General features: G+C 66.8%; 18 protein-coding genes. 8 read left to right on the top strand and 10 right to left on the bottom strand.

The genetic code is table 11. The features are described 5' to 3' along the window. Positions 1–7: 7 nt before the first annotated feature. From dacB to KA383_09525, 7 genes are all read right to left on the bottom strand, one after another. Positions 8–1,477 carry a D-alanyl-D-alanine carboxypeptidase/D-alanyl-D-alanine-endopeptidase gene (dacB, locus tag KA383_09555; GenBank protein MBP7746370.1) on the bottom strand — a complete coding sequence of 490 codons (1,470 nt, stop codon included), beginning with the start codon at positions 1,475–1,477 and terminating at the stop codon, positions 8–10. A 24-nt stretch (positions 1,478–1,501) separates the two neighbouring features. Further along, entirely contained in the window at positions 1,502–2,050 is a 549-nt protein-coding gene (locus tag KA383_09550; GenBank protein ID MBP7746369.1) for a spore maturation protein, read from the bottom strand. Next, positions 2,050–3,027, bottom strand: a complete 978-nt coding sequence (locus tag KA383_09545) for a hypothetical protein (protein ID MBP7746368.1) — start codon at positions 3,025–3,027, stop codon at positions 2,050–2,052. Before KA383_09545 ends, KA383_09550 begins: the two co-directional genes overlap by 1 nt. Positions 3,028–3,213: 186 nt before the next feature. Further along, a complete protein-coding gene (gene mgtE, locus KA383_09540; GenBank protein MBP7746367.1) occupies positions 3,214–4,557 on the bottom strand; it encodes a magnesium transporter in 1,344 nt (447 codons plus the stop codon). A gap of 18 nt (positions 4,558–4,575) precedes the next feature. Continuing rightward, positions 4,576–6,462 (bottom strand): oligoendopeptidase F, encoded by a 1,887-nt coding sequence (gene pepF / locus KA383_09535; GenBank protein MBP7746366.1) that lies wholly within the window; start codon positions 6,460–6,462, stop codon positions 4,576–4,578. Between the two features lie 185 nt (positions 6,463–6,647). After that, positions 6,648–7,673, bottom strand: a complete 1,026-nt coding sequence (locus KA383_09530) for a hypothetical protein (protein ID MBP7746365.1) — start codon at positions 7,671–7,673, stop codon at positions 6,648–6,650. Between the two features lie 17 nt (positions 7,674–7,690). Then, positions 7,691–8,287: a sigma-70 family RNA polymerase sigma factor gene (locus KA383_09525; protein MBP7746364.1), complete on the bottom strand. Its 597-nt coding sequence runs from the start codon at positions 8,285–8,287 to the stop codon at positions 7,691–7,693. Between the two features lie 258 nt (positions 8,288–8,545). Here KA383_09525 and KA383_09520 point away from each other — a divergent pair, with 258 nt between their 5' ends. From KA383_09520 to pckA, 3 genes are all read left to right on the top strand, one after another. Continuing rightward, positions 8,546–9,760 (top strand): pyridoxal phosphate-dependent aminotransferase, encoded by a 1,215-nt coding sequence (locus KA383_09520; protein MBP7746363.1) that lies wholly within the window; start codon positions 8,546–8,548, stop codon positions 9,758–9,760. A gap of 97 nt (positions 9,761–9,857) precedes the next feature. Then, entirely contained in the window at positions 9,858–10,475 is a 618-nt protein-coding gene (locus KA383_09515) for an ORF6N domain-containing protein (GenBank protein MBP7746362.1), read from the top strand. 25 nt (positions 10,476–10,500) lie between these two features. Further along, a complete protein-coding gene (pckA, locus tag KA383_09510; GenBank protein ID MBP7746361.1) occupies positions 10,501–12,156 on the top strand; it encodes a phosphoenolpyruvate carboxykinase (ATP) in 1,656 nt (551 codons plus the stop codon). Between the two features lie 165 nt (positions 12,157–12,321). On the opposite strand, the gene KA383_09505 is transcribed toward pckA, so the two are convergent. Next, positions 12,322–14,121: a Na+/H+ antiporter NhaC family protein gene (locus tag KA383_09505; GenBank protein MBP7746360.1), complete on the bottom strand. Its 1,800-nt coding sequence runs from the start codon at positions 14,119–14,121 to the stop codon at positions 12,322–12,324. Between the two features lie 268 nt (positions 14,122–14,389). Here KA383_09505 and KA383_09500 point away from each other — a divergent pair, with 268 nt between their 5' ends. Continuing rightward, on the top strand, positions 14,390–15,295 hold the full coding sequence (locus KA383_09500) for an alpha/beta hydrolase (protein MBP7746359.1): 906 nt from the start codon (positions 14,390–14,392) through the stop codon (positions 15,293–15,295). Positions 15,296–15,842: 547 nt separating this feature from the next. Here KA383_09500 and KA383_09495 read toward each other — a convergent pair. Next, positions 15,843–16,397, bottom strand: a complete 555-nt coding sequence (locus tag KA383_09495; protein ID MBP7746358.1) for a peptide chain release factor-like protein — start codon at positions 16,395–16,397, stop codon at positions 15,843–15,845. Between the two features lie 194 nt (positions 16,398–16,591). Here KA383_09495 and KA383_09490 point away from each other — a divergent pair, with 194 nt between their 5' ends. The 4 genes from KA383_09490 (at position 16,592) to KA383_09475 (ending at position 21,440) form a co-directional block, all read left to right on the top strand. After that, positions 16,592–17,263 carry a prepilin-type N-terminal cleavage/methylation domain-containing protein gene (locus KA383_09490; protein MBP7746357.1) on the top strand — a complete coding sequence of 224 codons (672 nt, stop codon included), beginning with the start codon at positions 16,592–16,594 and terminating at the stop codon, positions 17,261–17,263. Beyond that, complete coding sequence (locus KA383_09485) at positions 17,260–18,402, top strand: aminotransferase class V-fold PLP-dependent enzyme (protein ID MBP7746356.1); 1,143 nt, start codon at positions 17,260–17,262, stop codon at positions 18,400–18,402. Before KA383_09490 ends, KA383_09485 begins: the two co-directional genes overlap by 4 nt. Positions 18,403–18,409: 7 nt before the next feature. Beyond that, a complete protein-coding gene (locus KA383_09480) occupies positions 18,410–19,153 on the top strand; it encodes a 16S rRNA (uracil(1498)-N(3))-methyltransferase (protein MBP7746355.1) in 744 nt (247 codons plus the stop codon). A gap of 208 nt (positions 19,154–19,361) precedes the next feature. After that, entirely contained in the window at positions 19,362–21,440 is a 2,079-nt protein-coding gene (locus KA383_09475; GenBank protein MBP7746354.1) for a 4Fe-4S dicluster domain-containing protein, read from the top strand. A gap of 68 nt (positions 21,441–21,508) precedes the next feature. Here KA383_09475 and aroF read toward each other — a convergent pair whose 3' ends face one another. Continuing rightward, entirely contained in the window at positions 21,509–22,522 is a 1,014-nt protein-coding gene (gene aroF, locus KA383_09470) for a 3-deoxy-7-phosphoheptulonate synthase (protein ID MBP7746353.1), read from the bottom strand. Positions 22,523–22,988: the final 466 nt, after the last annotated feature.

Here is a 22,988-nt window from a genome sequence, read left to right as displayed (position 1 = left end):
CACGTTTTCAGGGGAGGGCGGGCCAGTCGATGAGCAGACGGACGGCTTCGTCCTGCAACGCCTCGTACGGCGTGACGGAGCCCGGAACACGGTTGTAGATGATCGAGAACGTCAGCCAGCGCCCGCCGCGCGTCTGCACGTACCCGCTCAGCGCCCGCACGCCCTCGATGTACCCCGTCTTCGCGAACACGTGCCCCTCCAGGCCCGCGTAACGCTTCTCCAGTGTTCCATTCACGCCGCCCTTCGCCAGACTGTCGACAAACGCATCCCCATCCGGCCGGGCCTTCATCACGGCGAACAAATCCGTCATCAGCCGCGCGGTCACCTTGTTGTCCACGCTCAGTCCCGAGCCGTCGCCGAGCACAAACCCCTTGTCATCAATCTTGTTCCGCCGCAGAAACGCGCGGATCGCCATGTCCGCGTATGCCCACGACCCCGGCACCTGTCGTCCAAGCCGCGCCGCGTACGCCTGCCCTGTCAGCTTGCACAGCGCCTCCGCGAAGAGATTCTGGCTGTTCGTGTTGATCCGACCCAGTATGTCGCGCATGTTCGTCGCGTGCACGGCGACCGTTTTCTCGGCCGGCGGCGGAATCGCCCCGCCCAGCGGCGCCGGCGCCCGGCGCAGCTCGCCCGCAATCGTGATCCCGCGCGCGGCCAGGTGCGTACGCAGCGCATCGGCGAAGAACATCCCGGAGTCGTCCACGGGCTTGCTCTTCAGCGTCTCCTCCTTCGCGCACGTCCCGCCCAGTATGTACTGGTTGCCGCCCGGCAGCTTCACGATCGTCGGCGCATGCTGCTCCGCCGTCTGACACAGGTTCACAACCGCAATGCCCTGCACCGGTGGAATGACCTCGTACAGCACGGGCTGCCCCGACTGGCTCGGCCGAATCGTAATGTCCACGCAGTTGTCGTTGAAGTTGAGCCCGGAGACCGGCGCGCCGTACCAGTGCAGCAGACTGTCGCCCCACGTCGGATGCGCCCACAACGCATCGAGCGCGCTGTCGTAGTAGCACAAATCCCCCGCAATCTGCCGCACGCCGCGCTGCACCAGCGCATCGGCCCATTCATCCAGCACGGCGATCGTCGTCGCACCGCGCGCCTTCGCCAGCCGCGCGTCGCCGATCCCCGGATCACCGGTGCCGACGACCCACAGATCGTCGCCGTCCAGCGCCAGGTACGTCTTGAAGCTGTGGTGCAGCCCGAACATGTCCAGCGCCGCGGCGCTGACGGGGATCTTCATGTTGCTCGCCGGCGTGAAGGGCACATCGCTGTGGCGCGCATACAGCTCACGCCGATTCGGCAGCTCCACCACCCGCGCCGCCACGATCGCCCCGGTATACGCCCGCCGCGTCAGGATCGCGTCCAGCCGCTCGGTCAGTACCGGGTCGTGTCGCACGTGCGGCGTAACACAGCCGCCCGCGGCCAAGGTCAGCAGCCACAGCCCCAGGCCAAGGCCACGCGTCTTGCAGCCGTTCATGAATTCGGACTCCTGTGTGGCGGGTTACTTGAATACCGCGTGACAGATCCAGACGGCGGCGAGCAGCCCGGCCGCATCGGCGATCAGCCCCGCGACCATCGCGTGGCGGATCTTCTTGATGCCCACCGAGCCGAAGTACAGCGCGATGATATAGAAGGTCGTGTCCGTGCTGCCGAACATGGTCGAAGCGACCTTGGCAGTGAATGAGTCGGGCGCGGCCTGGACGACCTCCGCGACCAGCCCCAGCGACCCGGACCCGGACAGCGGCTTCATCAGCGCGACCGGCAGTGTCTCCGGCGGCATGCCGATCAATAGCGTCGCGGGCGCCAGCAGCTCGGAAAGGTATTCCAGCGCGCCGCACATGCGGAACATGCCGATCGCCACCAGGATGGCGACGATGTACGGCATGACCTGCAGAAAGATGTTGAAGCCTTCCTTGCCGCCGGTGATGAAGGACTCGTACACCTTCACGCGCTTCAGCATGGCAAAGCCGATGATCACAAAGAATAGCACGGGAATCGTCAACAGCGAGATCTGGTTGACGACCAGCTTGAAGAGCGTCGCGGCGGCCATCACGCGCCCTCCCCGCCCGGTGCCGCCTGCTTCTCACGCTCCTGCTCCGCCACGGCCGCCGCGACCGAGAACATCGGCAGCCGCCCGAGGAGCTTCACCATGGTGATGGCGGTGATGGTCGCGGCGGCGCCGGCCAGCATGCAGGTCCCGATGATCTCGAAGGGGTCGCTGCAGCCGGCGGACTTGCGCACCGCCAGCAGCGTGGTCGGCAGCAGCGCAAAGCCCGCCGTGTTGTAGCCCAGCAGCATCACCTGCGCATTCGTGGCGACATTCGGGTGCGGGTTCAGCGACTGCAGCTCTTTCATGGCCTTCAGGCCGAACGGCGTGGCGGCGTTGCCCAGCCCCAGCACGGTGGTAGTGATGTTCATCAGCAGCGCGCCGTTGGCGGGATGGTCGGGCGGCACCTCCGGGAACAGGAACCGCAGCAGCGGGCGAAACACGCGCGCCACGATCTGGACGATGCCCGCGTCCTCGCCCACCTTCATCAACCCCAGGAAGAGCACCATCGCGGCCACCAGGCCCAGCGCGATGTCGAAACCGATCGTGGCATACTCGAAGGCGGCGTCCGTCAGCGACTGCAGGTTCACGAGCCGGCCGCGAGCGACAACCGCTTCGCCCAGCGCCACCTCGTACGGCCCCGTCTGCTGGCAATCCCACCTCAGCACCAGCCCCGCACCGATCCGGCGGACGTCGATGAGCCAGGGGCGCTCGACGTCGGCCTGCTGGTCTTCCGCGCGGATGTCGAGCGCATCATGCCGCGCGACGAGCGTAAAGGCATAGTCCTGCGCGCGTTTTTCTCGGCCGGTCACGCGAATCGTGAGGTGGTTATCGCCGGGTTGAATGTGGTCGGCCGGCAGCACCGTTGCTGTCGGCAGGTAGTGTTGCGCCACGCACAGGACGAACGCGGACAGGATCAACAGTCCCCAGATCGTGTTGATGCTGAGGAACCAACGCAGGCAGTTGCCAAGGACGCGCATACCGTTGGGCCTCCAGGTGCACTCGCCGGCCGTGGGCGGCGCACGTGCATCTTGACGCCGGAGCCCCCGCGCCGCCAGCCGTGGCACAAACACACCCCTCGCTTGTAGGGAGGGGCAGGGCGAGGGGCGCGCCGGCGAACATCCAAAGGGTGGCACGGTCTGGCGCAGTCAAGCCGTGGCGAAGCGCTACGTCCCCTGCGTCACCAGCAGCAGCGTGCCCAGCCCGAGAAAGATGCCAAAGCCGGTCACATCGGTGATCGTCGTCAGGATGATACTGGCCGACTGTGCCGGATCGAAGCCAAGGCGTTTCATGCACCATGGGACCAGCGCACCGCTGACCGTCGCGATCAACATGCAGGCCACCATCGCCGCGCCCAGCACCAGCGATATGCCAAGATCGTGCCGCCAGAGGTAACTCGCCACCGCGCAGGTTACTCCGATCAACGCGCCCGTGCCCAGGCCGATCCACACCTCGCGCAGCAGCACCCACGCCAGCACCAGCCCGCGCGTCTCGCCGGTCGCAATGCTGCGGATCATCACCGCCATGGACTGCAGGCCGGAGTTGCCCGCCTGGCCCGCGACGATCGGCAGCAGGACCGCTAGCGCGGTCAGCTCCCTGAGCGTGCTCTCGAAAGCCCCCACGACGAACGACGCCAAAAACGCCGTCGCGAGGTTGATGAGCAGCCACGGCACGCGGCGACGCAGGACAAGCAGCACCGGCGACTCGATGTGCTCGTCCGCACCGGCACCCACCATGCGCTGCATGTCCTCGGTCGCCTCTTCCTCGATCACGTCCATGACGTCGTCGACCGTGACGATCCCCAGCAGGCGGTTCTGTGCATCAACGACCGGCAAAGCGTAGTACCCGTACTTCGTCAGCAGCGCGGCGACCTCCTCGCGGTCCATCGTCGCCGGCACGGTGACCAGGTCCGGGATCATGATGTCACGCAGCCGCCGCGTCTCGCGCGCCAACAGCAGATCGCGTAGCGAGAGCACGCCCACCAGCCGCTTGGCGCCATCCACCACGTATGTGTAGTAAACCTGCTCGGACGTGTCCGCGATCCGCCGCAGCTCGGCGATGGCCTGCGGCACGGTCAGGTCCTGCGACAGGGCCGTGACTTCCGGCGACATGATGCCGCCGGCGCTGTCCGGCGGATATGCCATCAGGTCTTCGAGCTGCGCGCGGTCCTCCGGCGCCAGCTTCTCCAGAATCTCGGCCCGGCGCTCGTCCGGCAACTCGGCCAGCAGGTCGGCGGCGTCGTCCAGGGCCATCTCGCCGACCGCGCTGGCCGCGGTCTCCGGCGCAAGCTCCTCGACGTACTCCTCCGCGTCCTCCTCGTCCATTTGCTCGAGGGCGTCAGCGGCGGCCGCGGGCGGCAGGGCGGCGAGCACGTGCGCGCCTTCCTCGGGCGGCAGCGCTTCAATCACGTCGGCAATGTCGGCCGGGTGCTCCTGCGCCAGCGCCGCCGGGTCGGGTGGCAGCTCCGCGGGGCGCTCGTCCGCGGCGGATTCGTGCTCGTCAATCGGCATACGTTCTGTCTTCCAGCTCTACCCCGGCGCGGCTTGCAGCCGCTCGAACTCCCCGAGCAGACGCTCCAGCCGGCGCATGGTAGCCTCAATCGGGGCCGGCGTGGTCAGGTCGACGCCCGCCTTGCGTAACAGCTCCAGAGGATAGTCCGACGAGCCGGACCTCAGCAGCGTCAGATACGCGTCCCGCGCGTCAGGCTGCTCGGCCAGCACGTTCTCGGCGAGTGCGGCCGCGGCGCAGTACGCCAGTGCGTACCGGAACACGTAGTGATTCATGTAGAAATGCGGGATCCGCGCCCAGTACACGGCGTGCTCCGCGTCGCGCGCCACGTCCGGCCCCCAGTACTTGTGGAACGTGTCCAGGTACAGTTGTCCCAGACGCTGCGCCGTGATCGCTTCGCCGCGCTGGACGAGCGCGTGCGCCTCGTACTCGAACTCCGCGAACAGGACCTGCCGGAACGTCGTCCCGATCAGGTTGTCGATCTGCTCGTTGACCAGCCGGAGCTTCTCTGCGGGCGTCGCCGCATGGGCGAGCCGATATTCCTCCAGCAGCAGCTCGTTGAGGATCGACGCCACCTCGGCGACGGACCCGCTGTAATCGCCGTACGCCTTGGGCTGCGTCTTGTGCGTGAAGTAGCTGTGCAGGGAGTGCCCCAGCTCATGGGCCAGGATGGACATGTCGCGCGGCGTGCCGTTGTAGTTCACCAGAATGTAGGGCGGCGTGTCGTACGAGCCCCACGAGTATCCGCCGGCGCGTTTCCCCTGCGACTCGTACACGTCGACCCAGCGCGACGCAAATCCCTGCTGCACCACCGTGCAGTACTCCGGCCCCAACGGTTGCAGCGCGGCCGTGATCAACGCCACGGCGTCATCATACTTGATCTCCGCTGCGCCGCCGGTGGCGAGGGGCTGGTACAGATCGTACACATGCAGCTCATCGACGCCGAGCGTCTGCTTCCGCAGTGCGGCCCAGCGGTGCAGCAACGACAAGTGCCGCTGCGTGGTCTCGACCAGGTTGGCGTAGACCGCTGCAGGCAGGTTGTCCGGGAAGAGCACGGAATCCAGGGCGCTGTCGAATCCGCGAGCGCGGGCATATAAGAGGTTGCGCTGGACCGCGCCGTTGAACGTTGACGCGAACGTGTTCTGAAACTGCGCGTAAGCCGACATGCCGCCGAAGAACGCGTCTTTCCGGACCCGGCGGTCGGTCGAGCGCTGGAACTTGTCGAAGCGCGCCGGACTGAGCTGTGTCGCTTGATGCTCTTCGTCTTCGATCGAGGGCCAGCGCAGCTCGCTGTTCAGGAGCGTGCTGAAGGTCTCCTCCGGATTAGCCGCCAGGCTGCCGAACAGGGCCAGCAGCTCCTCCTCGCGCGCCGGGAGCGCGTGCGGCTTGGCCCGCAGCACATTGTCGAAGTAGTGCCTGTAGACACCGAGCTGTTTGTCAGCCCGGCACCATGCCTGCACTTGCTCCTCAGGCGTGGCCTGCAGCGCCGGCTCGATCCAGGCGACCGCTTTACCATACGCCACGTAGAGCGCCGCCGCGCGGTTCTTGAGCGCGACCGCGGCATTGTCGCGCGTGTCCTGGTCGCAGAGCTGGCTGGCATGCACCACCAGCTTGTCCACCCGCCAGCGGGTATCGTCGCGCAGCATCAGCAGCCGGCGCAGCGCTTCAGGGTTCTCAAACGCGGCGACCTTGCTCGCCGCCAGCTCCTGCACCTCCCGCTGCGCCCGCGCGAAGTCCGCTTCCCACGCCGCCTGGTCCGCGTAACTCTGACTCAAGTCCCACCGATAACGCGCGGGGATCTCCGCCCGCGCCGGCACGGCGGTCTGGCCCGCCGTGTACCCCACGCACACGTGTGTTGCGAAACACAGCGCGGCCGCACGCGCCCACATTCGCGGGACCCGATTCATGCTTGCTCTCCACGCGGACGTCAGCGAAGTGTGCGCGGTGGCGGACGTCCAACACCGTCCGCGCGGATCGCGACAACGTATCCGCCGGGCGTCCATCCAACAAGCCGGCACCAGCGCGCGACGACGGGCGCGAGACCCAATCTCGCGCCCGTCGTCGGGAGGACTTGAAGAAGCCTGCGTGAGGGCTACTTCAACAGATGCGAATCGGTGGCCGTCAGCGGACCCTCCCGGCCGGTGTAGTCCGTGACCCCATCGAGCGTCCAGATGTTGTCGTCGTTCACGCCGGCGAACGGCGTCGTTACCCAGCGCACCTCGCCGATCAGCGTAAGCACGTTCTGGCCGGCACCGGCGTGCGCGCGGGAGTTCGCGCGGGCCGGATCCAGGTGCGCCAGTCGCCGGGCGTCGAACAGCGGGATGCCGTCCGCGAACAGCGGGTTCTCGTCGGCCAGGATCGGCATGCGCGGGTCGTCGTGCGTCGAGGCCCGCCGGCCGGCCATGTTCTGATACGCGTAGCTGACGTTGCGGCCTTCGAGGAAGTCGTGATGCCGCTGGATCTCGTCCCGCGGCATCGGCACGTGCGCCTGCGATGGACAGATGAATTGCCGCGGGTCGCCGATGTAGGCCATCCGCAGCAGTGGGTACACATGCCGGCGGTTCGGCACCAGCTCGACACGCGGGTCATTGCTCGGTTGCCACGAGTTGCCGCTGCTCCAGCCGGCGAATGGCAGGTTACCGCCGAAAACGTTGGCGTATTGCTGTACGCCGCGCCCGAGCTGGGCCAGGTTCCAGGAGCAGCCGAGCCGCTGCTGGCGGTCGCGCATGTGCAGCATGCCCGGCACGCCAATGCCAATCGCCAGGACGATCAGCGCCGCAATCGCGATGACATCGCGCAGGTTCCCGCCGAGCGTCACCAGTCGCCAGCCGTGGCGCTCGACTGCCCGGGTGAGCCCGTCCGCCGGTCGGATCACCCGCGGCGCCGGGCCGGCCGCCTGGACACGGGCCAGCGTGCGCGCCGGCAGGTCCGCGGGCATCGGTTGCGCCTGCAGCGCGCCCAATGCGCGAAACGCCGTCGCGAGGGCCTCGTCCTGGCTCGCCAGCATGGGATCGCCGGCGATCCGCCGCCGCAACTCGGCCTGCTCCGCCTCGGACAGATGCCCGAGATGCAGGTCCAGCAGCCGCGGGTCGAACTCGTAATCACGCGCCTCGGACATCCAACATTGCCTCCGCTTCACCGCTCCGGGGTAGTTGTGGGGGCCTGGGCCGCCCACAGTCTGGCGAACGCGCCGACTGCCGCGTGCAGCCGCGATTTGACGGTCCCGACCGGGACGCCGAGGATGTCGGCGATCTCCGAGTACGGCAGTTTCTGGTAGTAGCCCAGCACCAGAATCAGCCGTTGGGGTTCCGCCAGTTTCGCGATCAACGTACGCACCAGTTCTTTCCGTTCTTCCGTCTCGTATTCTTCGACCGCCGACGTGTCACCCGCTTCGAGCAGGGCGGCGCCCGATGGCCCCTCCGCACCCGCTCCCGGACCATCGAGCGACTGCACCGGCCGTCGCCCGCGGGCCCGCATGTAGTCGCGGCCCTTGTTGGCCGCCACCGTGTACAGCCACGGCTTGAACGCCCGCTGCGGGTCGAACGTCCCGGCCGCCAGGTGCACCTGCAGGAACGTCTCCTGCACCAGGTCATCCGCCGCCGCGGCGTTCCCGACGAAACGCTGGAAGAAGCTGTACAGGTCTTCCACGTATCGCGCGACGAGCAGGTCGAAGGCACCGGCTTTCCCGGCGAGGTGCTCGGCCAGCAGTTGCTCGTCGCTTCTCGGGTCCAAGTGCTCAACCTCTAGTACGGGCCCGGCCGACCCCAGTTCACCGGAGCGCGGACTCGTGGCCAAGTTGCGGCTGGAACCGCACTTATCGGGCGGGGCCGCGTTGCCCGTCCGGATAGATGCTAAGTGCGGCCCACCCAACGTGCAACGCGCCGCCGGCCGCGCGTTGACGGCCTTGCACCCCACCGGTAGGCTGCCATGCTTTCCCCCGGTCCGCGCGACACGGACCACAGGTGCCTATGCTCCCAGGAACCCTTTACCATGAGTATTAGCCAGATTGGTCGATCCATCGGCGAATCCGCCACGCTGAAACTCAACGAAATGGCGGCCGTCCTGCGCGCCAAGGGTGAACCGGTCATTCATCTCGGCGGCGGCGAGCCCAAGAGTAAGCCCCCCATGGACGCGCTCGTCACGGCGTCGGCCCTGCTTAACTCCGGGGAGATCCGCTATACCCCCGCCGACGGCATCCCCGCCCTCAAGAAAGCGGTCATCCGCTACACCGAGGAGTACTACGGTCGACAGGTTGCGCCCGAGAACATCATCTGCTCCGGCGGCGCGAAGCAGTCGATCATGGTCGCCCTCCAGGCGATCCTGAACCCGCAGGAAGAGGTCGTCTACCCGGCGCCCTATTGGGTCAGCTACCCTGAGATGGCCAAGCTTTGCGGCGGCGTCGGCGTGCCGGTCTACTCCGAGGACGGGACCTTCTATCCGCGCATCCAGGACATCGAGGCCAAGGTCGGCCAGTACACGCGCGCCGTCATCATCAACAGCCCGAACAACCCGACCGGTGCGATGTACCCTGCCTCCTTCATCGCCGAGATCGTCGAGTTCTGCGAGCGGCGCGACCTGTACCTCATCATGGATGACATCTACCACCGGCTGATCTTCGACGGCCGCAAGCCGATCAACTGCTACGAATACGCGAAGAAGCTCGACGAAAGCTCGAAGCTGATCGTCGTCAACGGCGTGTCCAAGCAGTACGCGATGACGGGCTTCCGCATCGGCTGGGCGGTCGCGAACAAGAAGCTCATCCGCGTGATGACCAACATCCAGAGCCACCAGACGTCCGGGCCGTCCGCACTGTGCCAGCAGGCGGCCGTCGGCGCGCTCAACGGCGTGCAGTCCAGCGTCGAGAGCCTGCGCCTCACGCTCGAGAACAACCGCAACGTGCTGGTTGACCGGCTGAAGACGTTCGACGGCGTGAAAGTGCCCAAGCCCGACGGCACCTTCTACTGCTTCGCGGACTTCAGCGCCTACAACAAGAGTTCGCAGAAGCTGGCGCAGTTGCTGCTGGACAAGGTCCGCGTGCTGGTGATGCCGGGCATCGAGTTCGGCCTCGACGGCTACCTGCGCATCAGCTACTGCGGCACGATCAAGGACATCACCGAGGGCATCGAGCGCATGAAGTGGGTCCTCGACCCGAATGCGCCGAACGAGTTGTACATCGGGACGCGGAAGCTGATTCGCGACTGGTAGAGGCCATTCGCTTGCAGCCGTTAGCCTCCAGCCAGACTGGGGCTGGCGGCGGCCCACGCGGGCTTGAGACACTGACGGAGCAGCGCGAGCGACGCCGATGGCAAAGCGCACACAGCCAGCTCAGACCGCCCTGAAGGACAACGCTGACCTGGTTCCGCTGACGCGCATCGAGCAATCGATCTTCGTCATACGCGGCCAACGTGTCATGCTGGACGCTGCGCTCGCGGCGTTCTATGAAGTCTCGACCAAGCGGCTGAACGAGCAGGTCAAACGCAACCCGGAGCGTTTCCCGGCCGACTTCGTGTTCCAACTCACGGCGGACGAGGCCGAGTCTTTAAGGTCGCAAAATGCGACCTTAGACGTTATCGGGCCTCTCGCCCAGAGGGACGATCCAGAGGGTTCGCTGCGCGGCAAGCATTCGAAGTACCGCCCCTACGCCTTCACCGAGCACGGCGCCCTCATGGCTGCCACTGTGCTGAAGTCACCACGCGCCGTCCAGGTCAGTGTGCTCGTCGTCCGGGCGTTCGTCCGACTGCGGCACATCCTCGCCGAGCATCGCGAGCTGGCCCGCCGGATCGAAGCCCTCGAACGCGAGTTCGCCGACCGGACTGATGCGCACGAGCAGCACATTCGCCGCCTTTACGACCTTCTCGACGAGCTGATGAACCCGCCGCCCCCGCCGCGGAAAGGCCGGATCGGGTTTGTCGGCGGATAGCGGAGCGTTTTTTCGGAGCACGCACATGCCGAAGTACCTCGAGTTCGACACCCCCGCGACTAGGCAGGCCGGCGATTGGGCCAGCGACCATAAGCTGCACAACCTGGGGCTCCAGTACCTCGACCGCGTCTTCTGGAACCTCCCCAGCGAGGCGCTCTACGAAGAGGCCATCTTCCGCAACGAAGGGCACCTGGCGGCCGGCGGAGCGTTTGTCGTCGCCACTGGCCAGCACACCGCCCGCGCCGCCGCCGACAAGTTCATCGTTCAGGAAGAATCCACCCAGGACAAGATCTGGTGGGGCGAGTACAACCGGCCGTTCAGCGCCGAGAAGTTCAACAGCCTCATCGCCCGCATGCAGTCCTACCTCATCGGCGAGGAGCTCTACGTCCAGGACTGCTACGCCGGCGCCGACCCGAACTACCGCCTGCCCATTCGCGTGATCACCGAGAAGGCCTGGCACAGCGCCTTCGCGCGCAACATGTTCATCCCGGTGCAGACGCAGGACGAGGCCAAGCGCTTCGTGCCGGACTTCACGGTCGTCGCGCTGACCGGCTTCAAGTGCGATCCGCGCATCGACGGCACGCGCAGCGAGACGGCCATCCTGCTCAACTACGGCCAGCGCCTGGCCATCATCGCCAACAGCTCGTACGGCGGTGAGATCAAGAAGAGCGTCTTCACCATCATGAACTTCCTGTTGCCCAACGACGGCGTGCTGGCGATGCACTGCTCGGCCAACGTCGGCGCCGCCGGCGACGCCGCCCTATTCTTCGGCCTGTCCGGCACGGGTAAGACGACGCTGTCGGCCGACCCCAAGCGCAAGCTGATCGGCGACGACGAGCACGGCTGGAGCGACGACGGCGTGTTCAATTTCGAGGGCGGCTGCTACGCGAAGGTGATCCGCCTGTCCGCCGAGCATGAGCCGCAGATCTACGCCTGCACGCATCGCTTCGGCACGATCCTCGAGAACGTGGTCTATGATCCGACCACCCGCAAGATCGACCTCAACGACGACCGCCTCACCGAGAACACGCGCTGCTCGTATCCGCTCGAGTTCATCCCCAACGTCGTCCCGGAGAAGATGACCCGCACGCACCCGAAAAACGTGATCTTCCTGACGTGCGACGCATCCGGCGTCCTGCCGCCGATCGCGCGGCTCAATCCGGCGCAGGCCATGTACCACTTCATTAGCGGCTACACGTCGAAGATCGCCGGCACCGAGATCGGCCTCGGCATCGAGCCGCAGATCACGTTCAGCACGTGTTTCGGCGCGCCTTTCATGGTCCACCACCCGTCGGTCTACGCCGAGTTGCTGAAACAGAAGATGGCCAAGCACGGCGTCACCTGCTGGCTGGTGAACACCGGCTGGACCGGCGGCTCGTTCGGCGTCGGCAAGCGCATCAGCATTCGCCACACGCGGAACCTGCTGAACGCGGCCCTCGACGGCCAGCTCCAGAAGGTGGAGTACCGCAAGGACAAGCTGTTCGGCTTCGACGTGCCGACCGCGTGCCCGGACGTGCCGCAGGACGTGCTCGACCCGAGCAGCACGTGGGGCAACAAGGACGAGTACTGGAAGAAGTACGACGCCCTCGCGGCGCGTTTCATCGAGAACTTCAAGCTGTTCTCTTCCGGCTGTGCGGAGGAGGTCATCAAGGCCGGCCCACAGCGCCTGAATCAGCTATAGGCCGTCGGGTGGGCACGGCCCACCATCTGAGCGGTCAGCGGTCAGCACTCAGCGATCAGCCGGAGTGTGCCACCGTTCTTGAGCAGCGTCGTCGCCGTGGCACGGTCTGGCGCAGCCGGCCCGTGGGAAGCGCGGGCCGTGGCGGGGCATTGCATACCACCTGAGTTAGCTCGTCGTCGGCTGACGGCCGAAGACCCGGACGATGACCAGCAGCAGCACCGCGCCCAGCAGCAATCCGCCCCACGGCGGGAGGTCCGTGTAGCGCACGAACACGTCGCCGCACAGCATCGACACCGCCGCCACGACGACCGCGTACGGCATCTGCGTCCACACGTGGCTCTCCAGCGTGCAGCCGGTCGCCAGCGATGAAAGCACCGTCGTGTCGCTGATCGGCGAGCAGTGATCGCCGAACACCGCGCCCGCCAGCACCGCGCCCACCGACGCGTAGAACACGTGCTGGGCCTCCGCCGGCGACAGGACCGGCACCAGCCCGGCCGCGATCGTCACCGTCGCCGGGCACAGAATGCCCATCGTCCCCCACGACGTGCCGGTGGCGAACGACACCACGCACGCCGCCGCAAAGATGCACACCGGCAGCGCGCGCAGCCGAAACGGATCATCGAAGCCTGCGGACCGCAGCAACCCGACGGCAACCTCCGCGAGCTGCAGGTCCTTCATCGTCGCCGACAGCGTCCACGCCAGGACCAGCACGATCAGCGTCGGCACCAGCCGCGACATCGCCTCCGTGGCGCTGTCGATCGTCTGCGGCAGCGTGAGCGCCCCGGTCGCCAGCGAGATCACCACTGCGCTCAGCAGGGCCGCCGCTCCCGCGTAGAGGATCGGGTTGAATGCGTCGGCCTGGCCGATGACCGCGTGCACCGCGCCGAGCGCGTAGCCCATGCCCGGTGGCGGCTGGAACATGCCCCAGTCGACGGCTCGCCACCCCGGCAGCACGAGCAGTACCAGCGTCAGCACCACGAGCACCACCACCGGGAAAATCGCCCACCAGGCGCGGCCGATGACAACGCCATCCGCGGCACTTGGTTCCATGGGCGATGTGCGCAGCGCCTCGCGCTCCGCGCGCAGCATCGGTCCGAAGTCACGGTCCAACAGCCCGATCAGCAGCACCAGCACCAGCGCCAGAATCGGGTAAAACCGAAACGGCAGGCTCGTAATGAAGGCCTGGTAACCGCCGACGTCGGCCAGGAAGTCCGGCCGCGCCGCAAGCTGGTCGAGCCCCGCCTGGATGCAGCCAATCTCGTAGCCGATCCACGTGCTGATCACGGCGAGCGACGACACCGGGGCCGCGGTCGAGTCCACGATGTACGCGAGCTTCGCCCGGCTGATGCGCAGCCGGTCGCAGACCGGCCGCATCGCCGGCCCGATGATCATCGCGTTCGCGTAATCGTCGAAGAACACGATCAGGCCGGCAAACCACGTGACGACCTGGCCCCGGCGGCGGGTGGAACCCCAGCGCGCGACGGCGTTGACGACCGCGCCCGTGCCGCCGTTCGCTGCGATCACGCCCACCATGCCGGCGATCAGCAGCGTGAACACGATGACCTTGACGTGCCCGTGGTCGGCGAGGGCGCCGACGAGGTAGTGCTCGAGGCTGAGTTGCACGCCCGCCACGAAGCCGGTGCCGAAGCTCGTGCCGGCGGGCGGGAACGGCACCAGCATGAACGCCCCGAGCAGTATGCCGATCGCGAGGGCCGGCACGACCTGCCGCAGGACGATGGCGAGCACGATCGTGACGATCGCGGGCGTCAGCACCCACGCGCCGTAGAACGCGCCCGGCGCGATGGGCTGCGAAGCGGCGACGCCAGGGGCCGCGGAGCGTGTGATGATCTGGCTGAAGGCGACAAGGGCGAGCGCCGCGAGGAGCAGCGTGACGGACCAGCCCGCGCGCCGCCGGCAACGAGCGGCTGCGGTCGCAGCGTCTTCGATTCCAGGTTTGGTGGACATGCAGGCGGAACCGTAGTCAGGATGGCCGAAGGCGTCAACGGGCGATTGCGGGCCGTCAGCAGTCAGCGATCAGCTTTCAGCCGGAACGGAAGTGACGGAGCAACGGAGCGACGAAGCGACGAAGCTCGTGTAACACTGCTCTTGAGCAGTGGGATACGCGCGCCGCGCGGTTCGGAGCCACGAACGGCAGTGAGCGAACGTCAAGATGCCGCACGCGTGTATGAAGTCCGCGAACTCGATAGCACTCGCGTCGCGGTAGAATGCCCTGATGAGCACTGACCCCAACCCACCCGACTCTCGCATGTCGCCGCCGCCCGCGCGCCGGCGGCGTCCTCTACGCCGTCTGCTGTGCATCGTTGCGGCCGCCATCGTCGGCACGTATGTGCTGATTTGCGCCGGCATCTTCTTCGCCCAGCCGTACTTGATCTACATGCCGGCGCCGACCTATCACCTGACTCCCGCCGATCTCAAGCTCGATTTCGAGGACTTGACGCTCCACGCTGCGGACGGCGTCGCGCTCGCCGCCTGGTACCTGCCGCACGCCGCACCGCGCGGCACGGTGCTCTTCTGCCACGGCAATGCCGACAATCTCGGCGACATCACGCCGACACTCCAGACGCTGCATCGCCTCGGCTTCGCGGTCCTGGCGCTGGACTACCGCGGCTACGGCCGGAGCGCCGGCCAGCCAACGGAGGCAGGGCTCTACTCAGATGCCGAGGCGGCCTGGCGCTACCTGGTGGAGACGCGTCGCGAGCCGCCCGAGCGCATCGTAATCATCGGCCGTTCGCTCGGCGGCGCGGTCGCGATCAAACTGGCATCCCGGCACACGCCCGCGGCGTTGGTCGTCGAATGCACGTTCACGAGCATGGTTGACATCGGCCGGCGCGAGTACCCGCTCCTGCCCGTGGGCCTGATCTGCACGCACCGTTACGAATCGGTTCGCCGCGTCGGCCGGATTCCATGTCCCAAGCTATTCCTGCACGGCCGGGACGATGAACTCATCCCGCTGGAGAATGCCCGACGTCTTTTCGACGCGGCCTGCGAGCCGAAGCAGTTCATCGAGACTCCCGGCGGTCACAACACGGCCGGCTTCGAGCACAACTGGGAATACACGCAGATGCTCGACAACTGGCTCATACGCGCAACGCCCCCAACTCGGCCACACGGGGATTGAAGGCCAGACCGGTCTTACGAGCCGTCAGAACACGCTCACGGCGGAGCGCACCGCAAAATCGCACCACACACCGCCAATCCCCGCCAGAATCCACACGTTCTCGCCAAACCGCCACGCGGATCTTGCCCCTCACGAGCCGCGCGCCCATCCTTGCCCAGTGTGCGCGTTTCTCTGTTCCCTGTTCCCTGTTCCCTGTTCCCTCGATCCCTCGTTCCCTCAATCCCCGCCCCTCGTGCCTGCGTGACTTCGTCGCTTCCGGTCTGGCTGACGGCCGACGGCCGATGGCTGACGGCTCAGGAAGAGTACCAACCCGCCCCCACAAGAAGTTGGTACCCTTGGTACCCTTCGACCGGCGGACTCAGAACCGCGGCCTTATCGGGAGCTGGCCGGGCAAGGGTACCAACCGCATCCGAGCCCGAAGCGCGAGCGAGGGCCCGTGGGCGTGCGAAGCGGAACTTCGCCCTACCGGCGGCTGTCAGGAGCAAAGCTGGAGCTTTGCTCTCCCCACACCGGCGAGACGCCGGTGCCACCCGCAACAGGCCGGCCGCTACGCGCGGAGCGGTGCCAGGCCCGCGTGCTGCCGGATGCGGTTCGCCTCCACCCACGCCTTCGGATGGTCCGCGAGGAAACGCGTCAGGCTCGACGTGGTCACGCCGAGATGGGCGGCGGCTTTGCCAACCTGGCCGCCATACGCCGCCAGGGCATCGAGCGCGAGCGCCAGAACGTGGCACAGCGCGGGATTCTGCGCGCCCACCTTGAGCTGCCCATTACGAATGTTGACGCTGTCGGGCCAGACAACCTGCACCGGCACCGTGCTGCGCACGCCGATGGCGATGGCCTCACGCAGCCGATGCAGCGCGTTCGCGCGGTTTTCGTGCTGCGACCGCCGTTCGCTCGCCGTCACGGTAAACCCGGTCGGCCGATGCACAAGCCGGACCGCGGACGAGACCTTGTTGCGATGCTGGCCGCCAGGGCCGCCGGCGCGATGCAGATGAATGTCACATTCGGCCAGCAATCGGGCATCATCAAAGTCCAGCCGAGCGCGCAGTTCGTGCGCGGCGTCATTATCGGGGACGTCCGGCGACGGTGCGGGCGGAGTCATTGCGGTCCTGCGGGGCGGGCACAGATTCCCTCGGCGATCCACGTTACGCCGTGGCACCATGGTTGCCCGCGCACCTATAATACTATGTCGGCGGGCCCGGGTATTGCCCGTTGACCGGGTGGCCGCCCAAGGTCGAACGCATGCGCCACGTTGCACCGCGAAGGCAGTCCTCCGTCCGGCGGCGACATTCCGCGGTGCGGGGTAGCTTCACGCTCATCGAGCTGCTGGTCGTCGTGGGGATCATCTCCCTCCTGATCTCGATCCTGACGCCTTCGCTGAGCCGGGCACGTCAGCAGGCTAAGGCCACGGTCTGCCTGACACGCCTGGCCGAGTTTATGAAGGCGCTCACGGCGTACAGCAGCGACAACCATTTTCAGTTGCCGCCGATGGTCTACGACGTGAAGCCGGACACGGAGAACTCGCCGCGGCACGGCTGGGCCGAAGCGCTGTACGTCTACCTGTACCAGGACAAGGACTTTGCGGACAACGAGGACTTCCCCGTCCAGCGGAACCGCGACGGGCGCTACGAGCTGTGGGTCTGCAAGGAAGCGGTGCCGATGGCCAACAGCACCGGGCACTACCGCGTGTACGAGTTGAGCTGGCTGAAGGGCTCGCTCGATCACATCAAGGCGAAGATGCCGCTGATCATGGACGGCAATCCGCAGGTGACCGACCCGAACGACCTGCTCATCAGCTACATCCCCAAGGAGCACATTGCCGGGCTCGAAGGCGAGGCGTACATCGATGAGCGGCACTACGGCGGGGCGAACTACGCCTACAATGATGGGCATGCCGAGCGCCAGACAGGTCTCAAGGAGCAACTCGCGGAAGACTGGGACCTGGATCCGAACACACCGAACCAATGAGCACAATCACCTACCTGGACAACAACGCGACGACCCGGCCGGACGAGCGCGTCGTGCAGGCCATGCTGCCGCTGCTGACCGAGCGCTGGGGTAACCCGTCGAGCGGGCACCACTTCGGGGCGCAGGTTGCCGGCGAGATCGAAGAAGCACGGACGCGTGTCGCTGGGTTGATCGGCGCGCGCGACAGCGAGATCGTCTTTACCAGCGGCGGGACGGAAGCGGACAACACGGCGCTGCGCGGCGTGCTGGCGGCGGATCCCGCCAAGCGCCACCTGATCGTCTCCGCGGTCGAGCATCATGCCGTGCTGGAGACCGCCGAGCGGCTGGAGTACGAGGGCGTCACGGTCACGCGCATCGGTGTGGATCGTGAGGGGCGGCTCGATCTGGCGGCGCTGGAGGCCGCGATTCGTTCCGACACGGCGCTGATCTCGGTCATGCTGGCAAACAACGAGACCGGCGTGATCTTGCCGTTGCGGGAAGTCTGTCAGATTGCACAGTCGCGCGGCGTGCCGGTGCATACGGACGCGGTGAACGCGCTGGGCAAGATGCCGGTGAGCGTGGACGAACTGGGCGTGGCGCTACTGTCGCTCAGTAGCCACAAGATCTACGGCCCAAAGGGCGTCGGTGCGCTTTACGTGCGGCGCGGCACGCCATTTCGGGCCTGGCAGACCGGCGGTTCACAGGAACGACAGCGGCGGGGCGGGACGCTGAACGCGCCGGGGATCGTCGGCCTGGGCGTGGCGTGCCAGATTCTGCAAAACGAGGGCGCGGTTGAGCGAACGCGCATCGCGGCCCTGCGTACGCGACTCGAAGCAGAGTTGCGGCGGCAGTTCGCCAACGCACACATCATCGGCGGCGGTGCGGAGCGACTGCCGAATACAACGCTGGTGTGCTTTGAGGGCGTTGCGTCCGAGGCGCTGTTGATGTTGTTGAGCGACGTCGGCATCTGTGCGTCGGGCGGGGCGGCGTGCGCGAGCGGCTCGCAGAAACCGTCGCACGTGCTGAAGGCGATGGGCATCCCGGCCCCGATCGCGCTCGGCGAGGTGCGCTTCTCGCTCGGGCGGTTCAACACGGACGCCGACCTCGACCGGCTATTCCAGATTCTGCCGGGCGCGCTACGCAAGGTCGCCGCTCTATAATGGCCGCATGGTCGCACCCTGGTTCTATTGTCCGGATGTTCACGCCGGCGAAGTCATGCTGGACGGTGCCGAAGCCGAGCATGCGCTGAAGAGCCTGCGTTTGTCCGCAGGCGATGCGACCACACTCTTCGACGGCCGCGGGCACGTGGGGCACGGGACGCTGCGTGGCGATGCGGCGACCGGACGCGGCCGGAAGGCAGCGCGACAGGCGATCGTCAACATCGACGCGATCGACGCGGTGCCACTGCCGGCGCGGACGCTCACGCTGATCGTCGCGGGCTGCAAGGGCGCGCGGCTGGAATGGCTGGCGGAGAAGGCCACCGAGTTGGGCGTGACGCGGCTGGTGCTGGCGGAGTTCGAGCATTCGGTCGTGCACACCGGGGCGGCGCACGCGACCCGCCTCGGTCGCACGGCGCTCGCGGCCTGCAAGCAATGCCGGCGGGCGTGGTTGCCCGAGATCACGGCGGGGGTCACGTTGGCCGATGTGTTGGCGGCCCAGCGCGGCGCGCTCGTGGCGGCACATCTTGATGGATCCGCACTGACATTCGTGCAGTGGCTGGTGACGCGCGGCCGCGCGGCCGCGGACCTGGCCGTTGTGATCGGGCCGGAAGGCGGACTGGCGGCCGTCGAGGTCGCTGCGGTGCGGGCCGCGGGCGGCGAGATCGTGCGTCTGACGGAACACGTTCTGCGGGTCGAGACGGCGGCGCTGGCTGCGGCCGCGCAATGGGCAGGGGTGACCCTGGCGAGCTGAGACCAGGTGGTACGGGCGTCTCGCCCGCTGGAAGAACGGGTAAGATGCCCGTACCACCCGGCAAGATGCCCGTACCACCCAGCATGGTGCTCGTACCGCCCAGCCAGAGGTCCGGCCACCCGACGGGTGAATTGCCGCCCCATTCGCAACGACTTGCCCGCCCGCTACAATGCCCGTCCTTCACCCATCCGGCTGAGCGAGGTGCGGCATGAGTCCTGTCGGAATGACGATCCTGCTGGCGGTCACGCTGGCCGCGTTCGCGTATTCCGCCAGCAAACGCTGGCGATTGATGCTGGTGGCCAAGCGACCCGAGAACCGGGCCGATCAGATCGGGCGGCGCATCGGGGCCGTGCTCGAATACGTCTTCGTGCAGAAGCGCATGCCGCGCTATTTTGCCGCCGGCTGGGCGCACATCATCGTCTTCTTCGGGTTCATGGTCTTGCTGCTGAACTCGCTGATCCTGTGGGGCCGCGGGTATGTGCGCGACTTCGACTTCTGGGTGTTTGGCCTCGATCAGCCGCTCGGTATGATTTATGCCTTCCTGCGCGACATCTTCACGGTGCTGGTCATCCTCGGCGTGCTGGTGTTCTTCTACAACCGGCTGATCGCGCGGCTGAAGCGGCTGACGCTCAACTTCGAGGGCCTGCTGATCCTCGGCATCATCTTCACGATGATGATCGCCGACCTGGTGTACGAGGGCGTGGAGATCAATCAGCAACACGGCGGGAAGTTCGCCGCCGTGATGCCGTTTGCCTCACTGACCGCGAAGGTGCTCGCGCCGCTGCCCAGCGAGGCCCAGCACGTGCTGTTTCACGTTGGGTTCTGGACGCACTCCGCGCTCGTGTTGCTGTTCCTGAACCTGCTGCCGTATGGGAAGCACTTCCACGTCCTGACGGTCATCCCGAACGTGTTTTGCCGCCAGCTCACGCCGCGCGGCCGGCTCGCCCCGCTCGCGGACATCGAGGGTCGGCTGGAGCGGGAGGAGACGCTGGGCGTCAAGCGCGTGCAGGACTTCAGTTGGAAGGACGTGCTGGACTTCTACACGTGCACCGAATGCGGGCGCTGCTCGGACCAGTGCCCGGCGACGAAGACCGGCAAGCTGCTGTCGCCCAAGCACCTGACGACCGGCCTGCGCGACTACATGTATGAACACCAGGAGGAGCTGCTCGCGGCCGGTGCGGTGCCCAAAGTCGAGGGCGCTGGTGAGGCTGCGCCAACCGAGGAGCAAACGCTGCTGGTGCCCGCGACCGTGAATCCGGAGGTGCTCTGGGCGTGCACGAGCTGCGCAGCGTGTGAGGAGGAATGCCCGGTCTTCATCACCTACATCGACAAGATCGTCGACCTGCGCCGGCACCTGGTCATGGAGCGCGGCGAGTTCCCGGAGCAGCTTCAGACCGCCTTCAAAGGGCTTGAGACGGTCGGCAACCCGTACAGCTATCCGAATGAGCAGCGCGCCGAGTGGGCCGCAGGGCTGGACGTGCCGTTGATGGCCGAGAAGTCCGACGTGGAGTACCTGTACTGGGTCGGCTGCGCGGCGTCGTTCGACGATCGCTCGCGGAAGATCGCGCGGGCGTTCGCGCAACTGCTCAAGACAGCCGGCGTCAGCTTCGCGATCCTCGGGCCGGAGGAACAATGCAACGGCGACCCGGCCCGCCGGGCGGGGAACGAGTTCCTGTTCCAGATGCTCGCGCAGGCGAACGTCGAAACACTCAACCGCTACAACGTCCGCAAGATCGTGACCACCTGTCCGCACTGCTACAACACGCTGAAGAACGAGTATCCCGATTTCGGCGGGCGTTACGCGCTGATCCATCACAGCGAGCTGTTGGCCGAACTGGTCCGCGCGGGGCGGCTGCAGCCGCGGCAGCGCGTCGACGCGCATGTCACGTATCACGACGCCTGCTATCTCGGCCGGCACAATGAGATCTATGAGCCGCCGCGCGACGTGTTGGCCGCAGTCCCCGGCATACGGCTGGCGGAGGCCGAGCAGAGCCGCGATCGCGGGATGTGCTGCGGGGCGGGCGGGGCGCAGATGTGGAAGGAAGAGGAGCAGGGGGCCGCGCGGGTGAATCACACGCGGGTGCGGCAGTTGCTCACGGTCCTGCCCAGCGGCGGCAAGGAATGCACGATCGCTTCGGCGTGCCCGTTCTGCAAGACGATGCTGACGGACGGCCTGGCGGACCAGGGGCTCGAGGGCGTGGCACAGCTCGACATTGCGGAGATCCTGTGGCAGTCGGTGCAGACCGCCGAGCCGGCCGCGGCCGCGCCGACCGTGGCCAAGACGTAGAACCTCCATCGATCCGTCGGGCGGCCACTGCGAGCCCGTTCGACCGACCGGCGGCCGGTCCCCCAGTCTCACAACACCGCGACCTTCAACACGTCCGCCAGCGGGTGCAGCGACGCGAGCAGGTTGGTGAAGGTCGGGAAATCCAGTGATTGCTGCCCGTCGGACAACGCGCTCCGCGGGTTGGGGTGCACCTCGACGATCAGGCCGTCCGCGCCGGCGGCCAGCGCGGCCCGCGACATCGCCGGCACAAACTCGGCACGGCCGGTGCCGTGGCTGGGGTCGATGATGACGGGCAGGTGCGACAGGTGCTTCACGACCGGGATGATCGAGAGGTCGAGCGTGTTGCGCGTGTGGTCGGCGAAGGTCCGCACACCGCGCTCACAGAGCAACACCTGCCGGTTGCCACCGCTCATGATGTACTCTGCCGCCAGCAGCCACTCCTCGACGGTGGCCGCCATGCCGCGCTTCAGCAGCACGGGCTTCGACGTGGTCGAAAGACGGCGGAGCAGGGCGTAGTTTTGCATGTTGCGCGTACCGACCTGGAGCACGTCGGCGACCTCTTCGATGGCCGTGACGTTCTCCGTGTCGAGCACCTCGGTCACGACGCCGATGCCGGTCTCGGCGCGCGCCTTGGCCAGAATCCGCAGCCCCTCCTTGCCCAGGCCCTGGAAGGCGTATGGGCTCGTGCGCGGCTTGTATGCGCCGGCCCGCATCAGCTTTACGCCGAGGCCGACCATGAACTGCGCCGTCTCGATGATCATCTTCTCGTTCTCGACGGAGCAGGGGCCCGCGATGATGGTGAAGCCGTCGCCCACACGCGTGCTGGCGATGGGGAAAACGCTGCTGTCCGGGTGCGTCTCGCGCGACACGAGCTTGTAGCCCGCGGTAACGCGTACCACATCCTGGACGCCGGGCATCAGCAGCAGGGCCTCGCGGCCCTCCGGCCCGCGATTGCCGGTAATGCCGATGGCGGTCCGCGTGGGTCCGGGGATGACGTGCGGGGCGTAGCCCAGCGCGCGGATCTTGTCGGCGACCGCTGCCACTTCGGCGGGCGTGGCATTGGCGTTCATCACGACCAGCATGTCAGGCTCCTTGGAGCGTTACGTCCGGCGCGGAGGAGAAGAGGCCGGTCGCAGGGCGTCGGCCCGCTGCCGCAGGGTATCTCGAACGCGTGGTAATTCCAAGGGTAGGCGCGGTGGCCGCTCGGCATTAGACTGCCGGAGGCCGCGCAGGTCGGGATCGCTCCCGAACGCGCTTCCTGAAGCATTGGGCGTTTACACTACGCATGCCCTTGGGACGACTCGGGGCCGGTGGGCGATCGGACCACTGGATGCCGATAACTAGGTGTGCGCGAAAGGTTGCGGACCGCAAGTGTGTGGTTGGAGCGGTCGACATGGTGGATGGCACGGGTTGCATTGCCGGGCGAACGGCGTGCGCCGGCGGACGTACCAAACGCTGGGACGTTTACGGAAGTTGCAGGCGGGCTGAATCTTAGCGCGCAAATGACGTAAGTAGACGTTTTACGGACAGGACGCCGATGGTACTATT

The sequence above is a fragment of the Phycisphaerae bacterium genome (assembly GCA_017999985.1).
GTDB lineage: Bacteria > Planctomycetota > Phycisphaerae > UBA1845 > Fen-1342 > JAGNKU01.
The sequence above is the reverse complement of the archived record's forward strand: the minus strand, read 5'-3'. Positions and strand labels throughout refer to the sequence as shown.

Bases quoted from the DNA above. Each gene is read 5' to 3' on its own strand.
- dacB (MBP7746370.1), bottom strand. From the start codon at position 1,477: ATGAACGGCTGCAAGACGCGTGGCCTTGGCCTGGGGCTGTGGCTGCTG.
- KA383_09550 (MBP7746369.1), bottom strand. From the start codon at position 2,050: ATGGCCGCCGCGACGCTCTTCAAGCTGGTCGTCAACCAGATCTCGCTG.
- KA383_09545 (MBP7746368.1), bottom strand. From the start codon at position 3,027: ATGCGCGTCCTTGGCAACTGCCTGCGTTGGTTCCTCAGCATCAACACG.
- mgtE (MBP7746367.1), bottom strand. From the start codon at position 4,557: ATGCCGATTGACGAGCACGAATCCGCCGCGGACGAGCGCCCCGCGGAG.
- pepF (MBP7746366.1), bottom strand. From the start codon at position 6,462: ATGAATCGGGTCCCGCGAATGTGGGCGCGTGCGGCCGCGCTGTGTTTC.
- KA383_09530 (MBP7746365.1), bottom strand. From the start codon at position 7,673: ATGTCCGAGGCGCGTGATTACGAGTTCGACCCGCGGCTGCTGGACCTG.
- KA383_09520 (MBP7746363.1), top strand. From the start codon at position 8,546: ATGAGTATTAGCCAGATTGGTCGATCCATCGGCGAATCCGCCACGCTG.
- KA383_09515 (MBP7746362.1), top strand. From the start codon at position 9,858: ATGGCAAAGCGCACACAGCCAGCTCAGACCGCCCTGAAGGACAACGCT.
- pckA (MBP7746361.1), top strand. From the start codon at position 10,501: ATGCCGAAGTACCTCGAGTTCGACACCCCCGCGACTAGGCAGGCCGGC.
- KA383_09505 (MBP7746360.1), bottom strand. From the start codon at position 14,121: ATGTCCACCAAACCTGGAATCGAAGACGCTGCGACCGCAGCCGCTCGT.
- KA383_09500 (MBP7746359.1), top strand. From the start codon at position 14,390: ATGAGCACTGACCCCAACCCACCCGACTCTCGCATGTCGCCGCCGCCC.
- KA383_09495 (MBP7746358.1), bottom strand. From the start codon at position 16,397: ATGACTCCGCCCGCACCGTCGCCGGACGTCCCCGATAATGACGCCGCG.
- KA383_09485 (MBP7746356.1), top strand. From the start codon at position 17,260: ATGAGCACAATCACCTACCTGGACAACAACGCGACGACCCGGCCGGAC.
- KA383_09480 (MBP7746355.1), top strand. From the start codon at position 18,410: ATGGTCGCACCCTGGTTCTATTGTCCGGATGTTCACGCCGGCGAAGTC.
- KA383_09475 (MBP7746354.1), top strand. From the start codon at position 19,362: ATGAGTCCTGTCGGAATGACGATCCTGCTGGCGGTCACGCTGGCCGCG.
- aroF (MBP7746353.1), bottom strand. From the start codon at position 22,522: ATGCTGGTCGTGATGAACGCCAATGCCACGCCCGCCGAAGTGGCAGCG.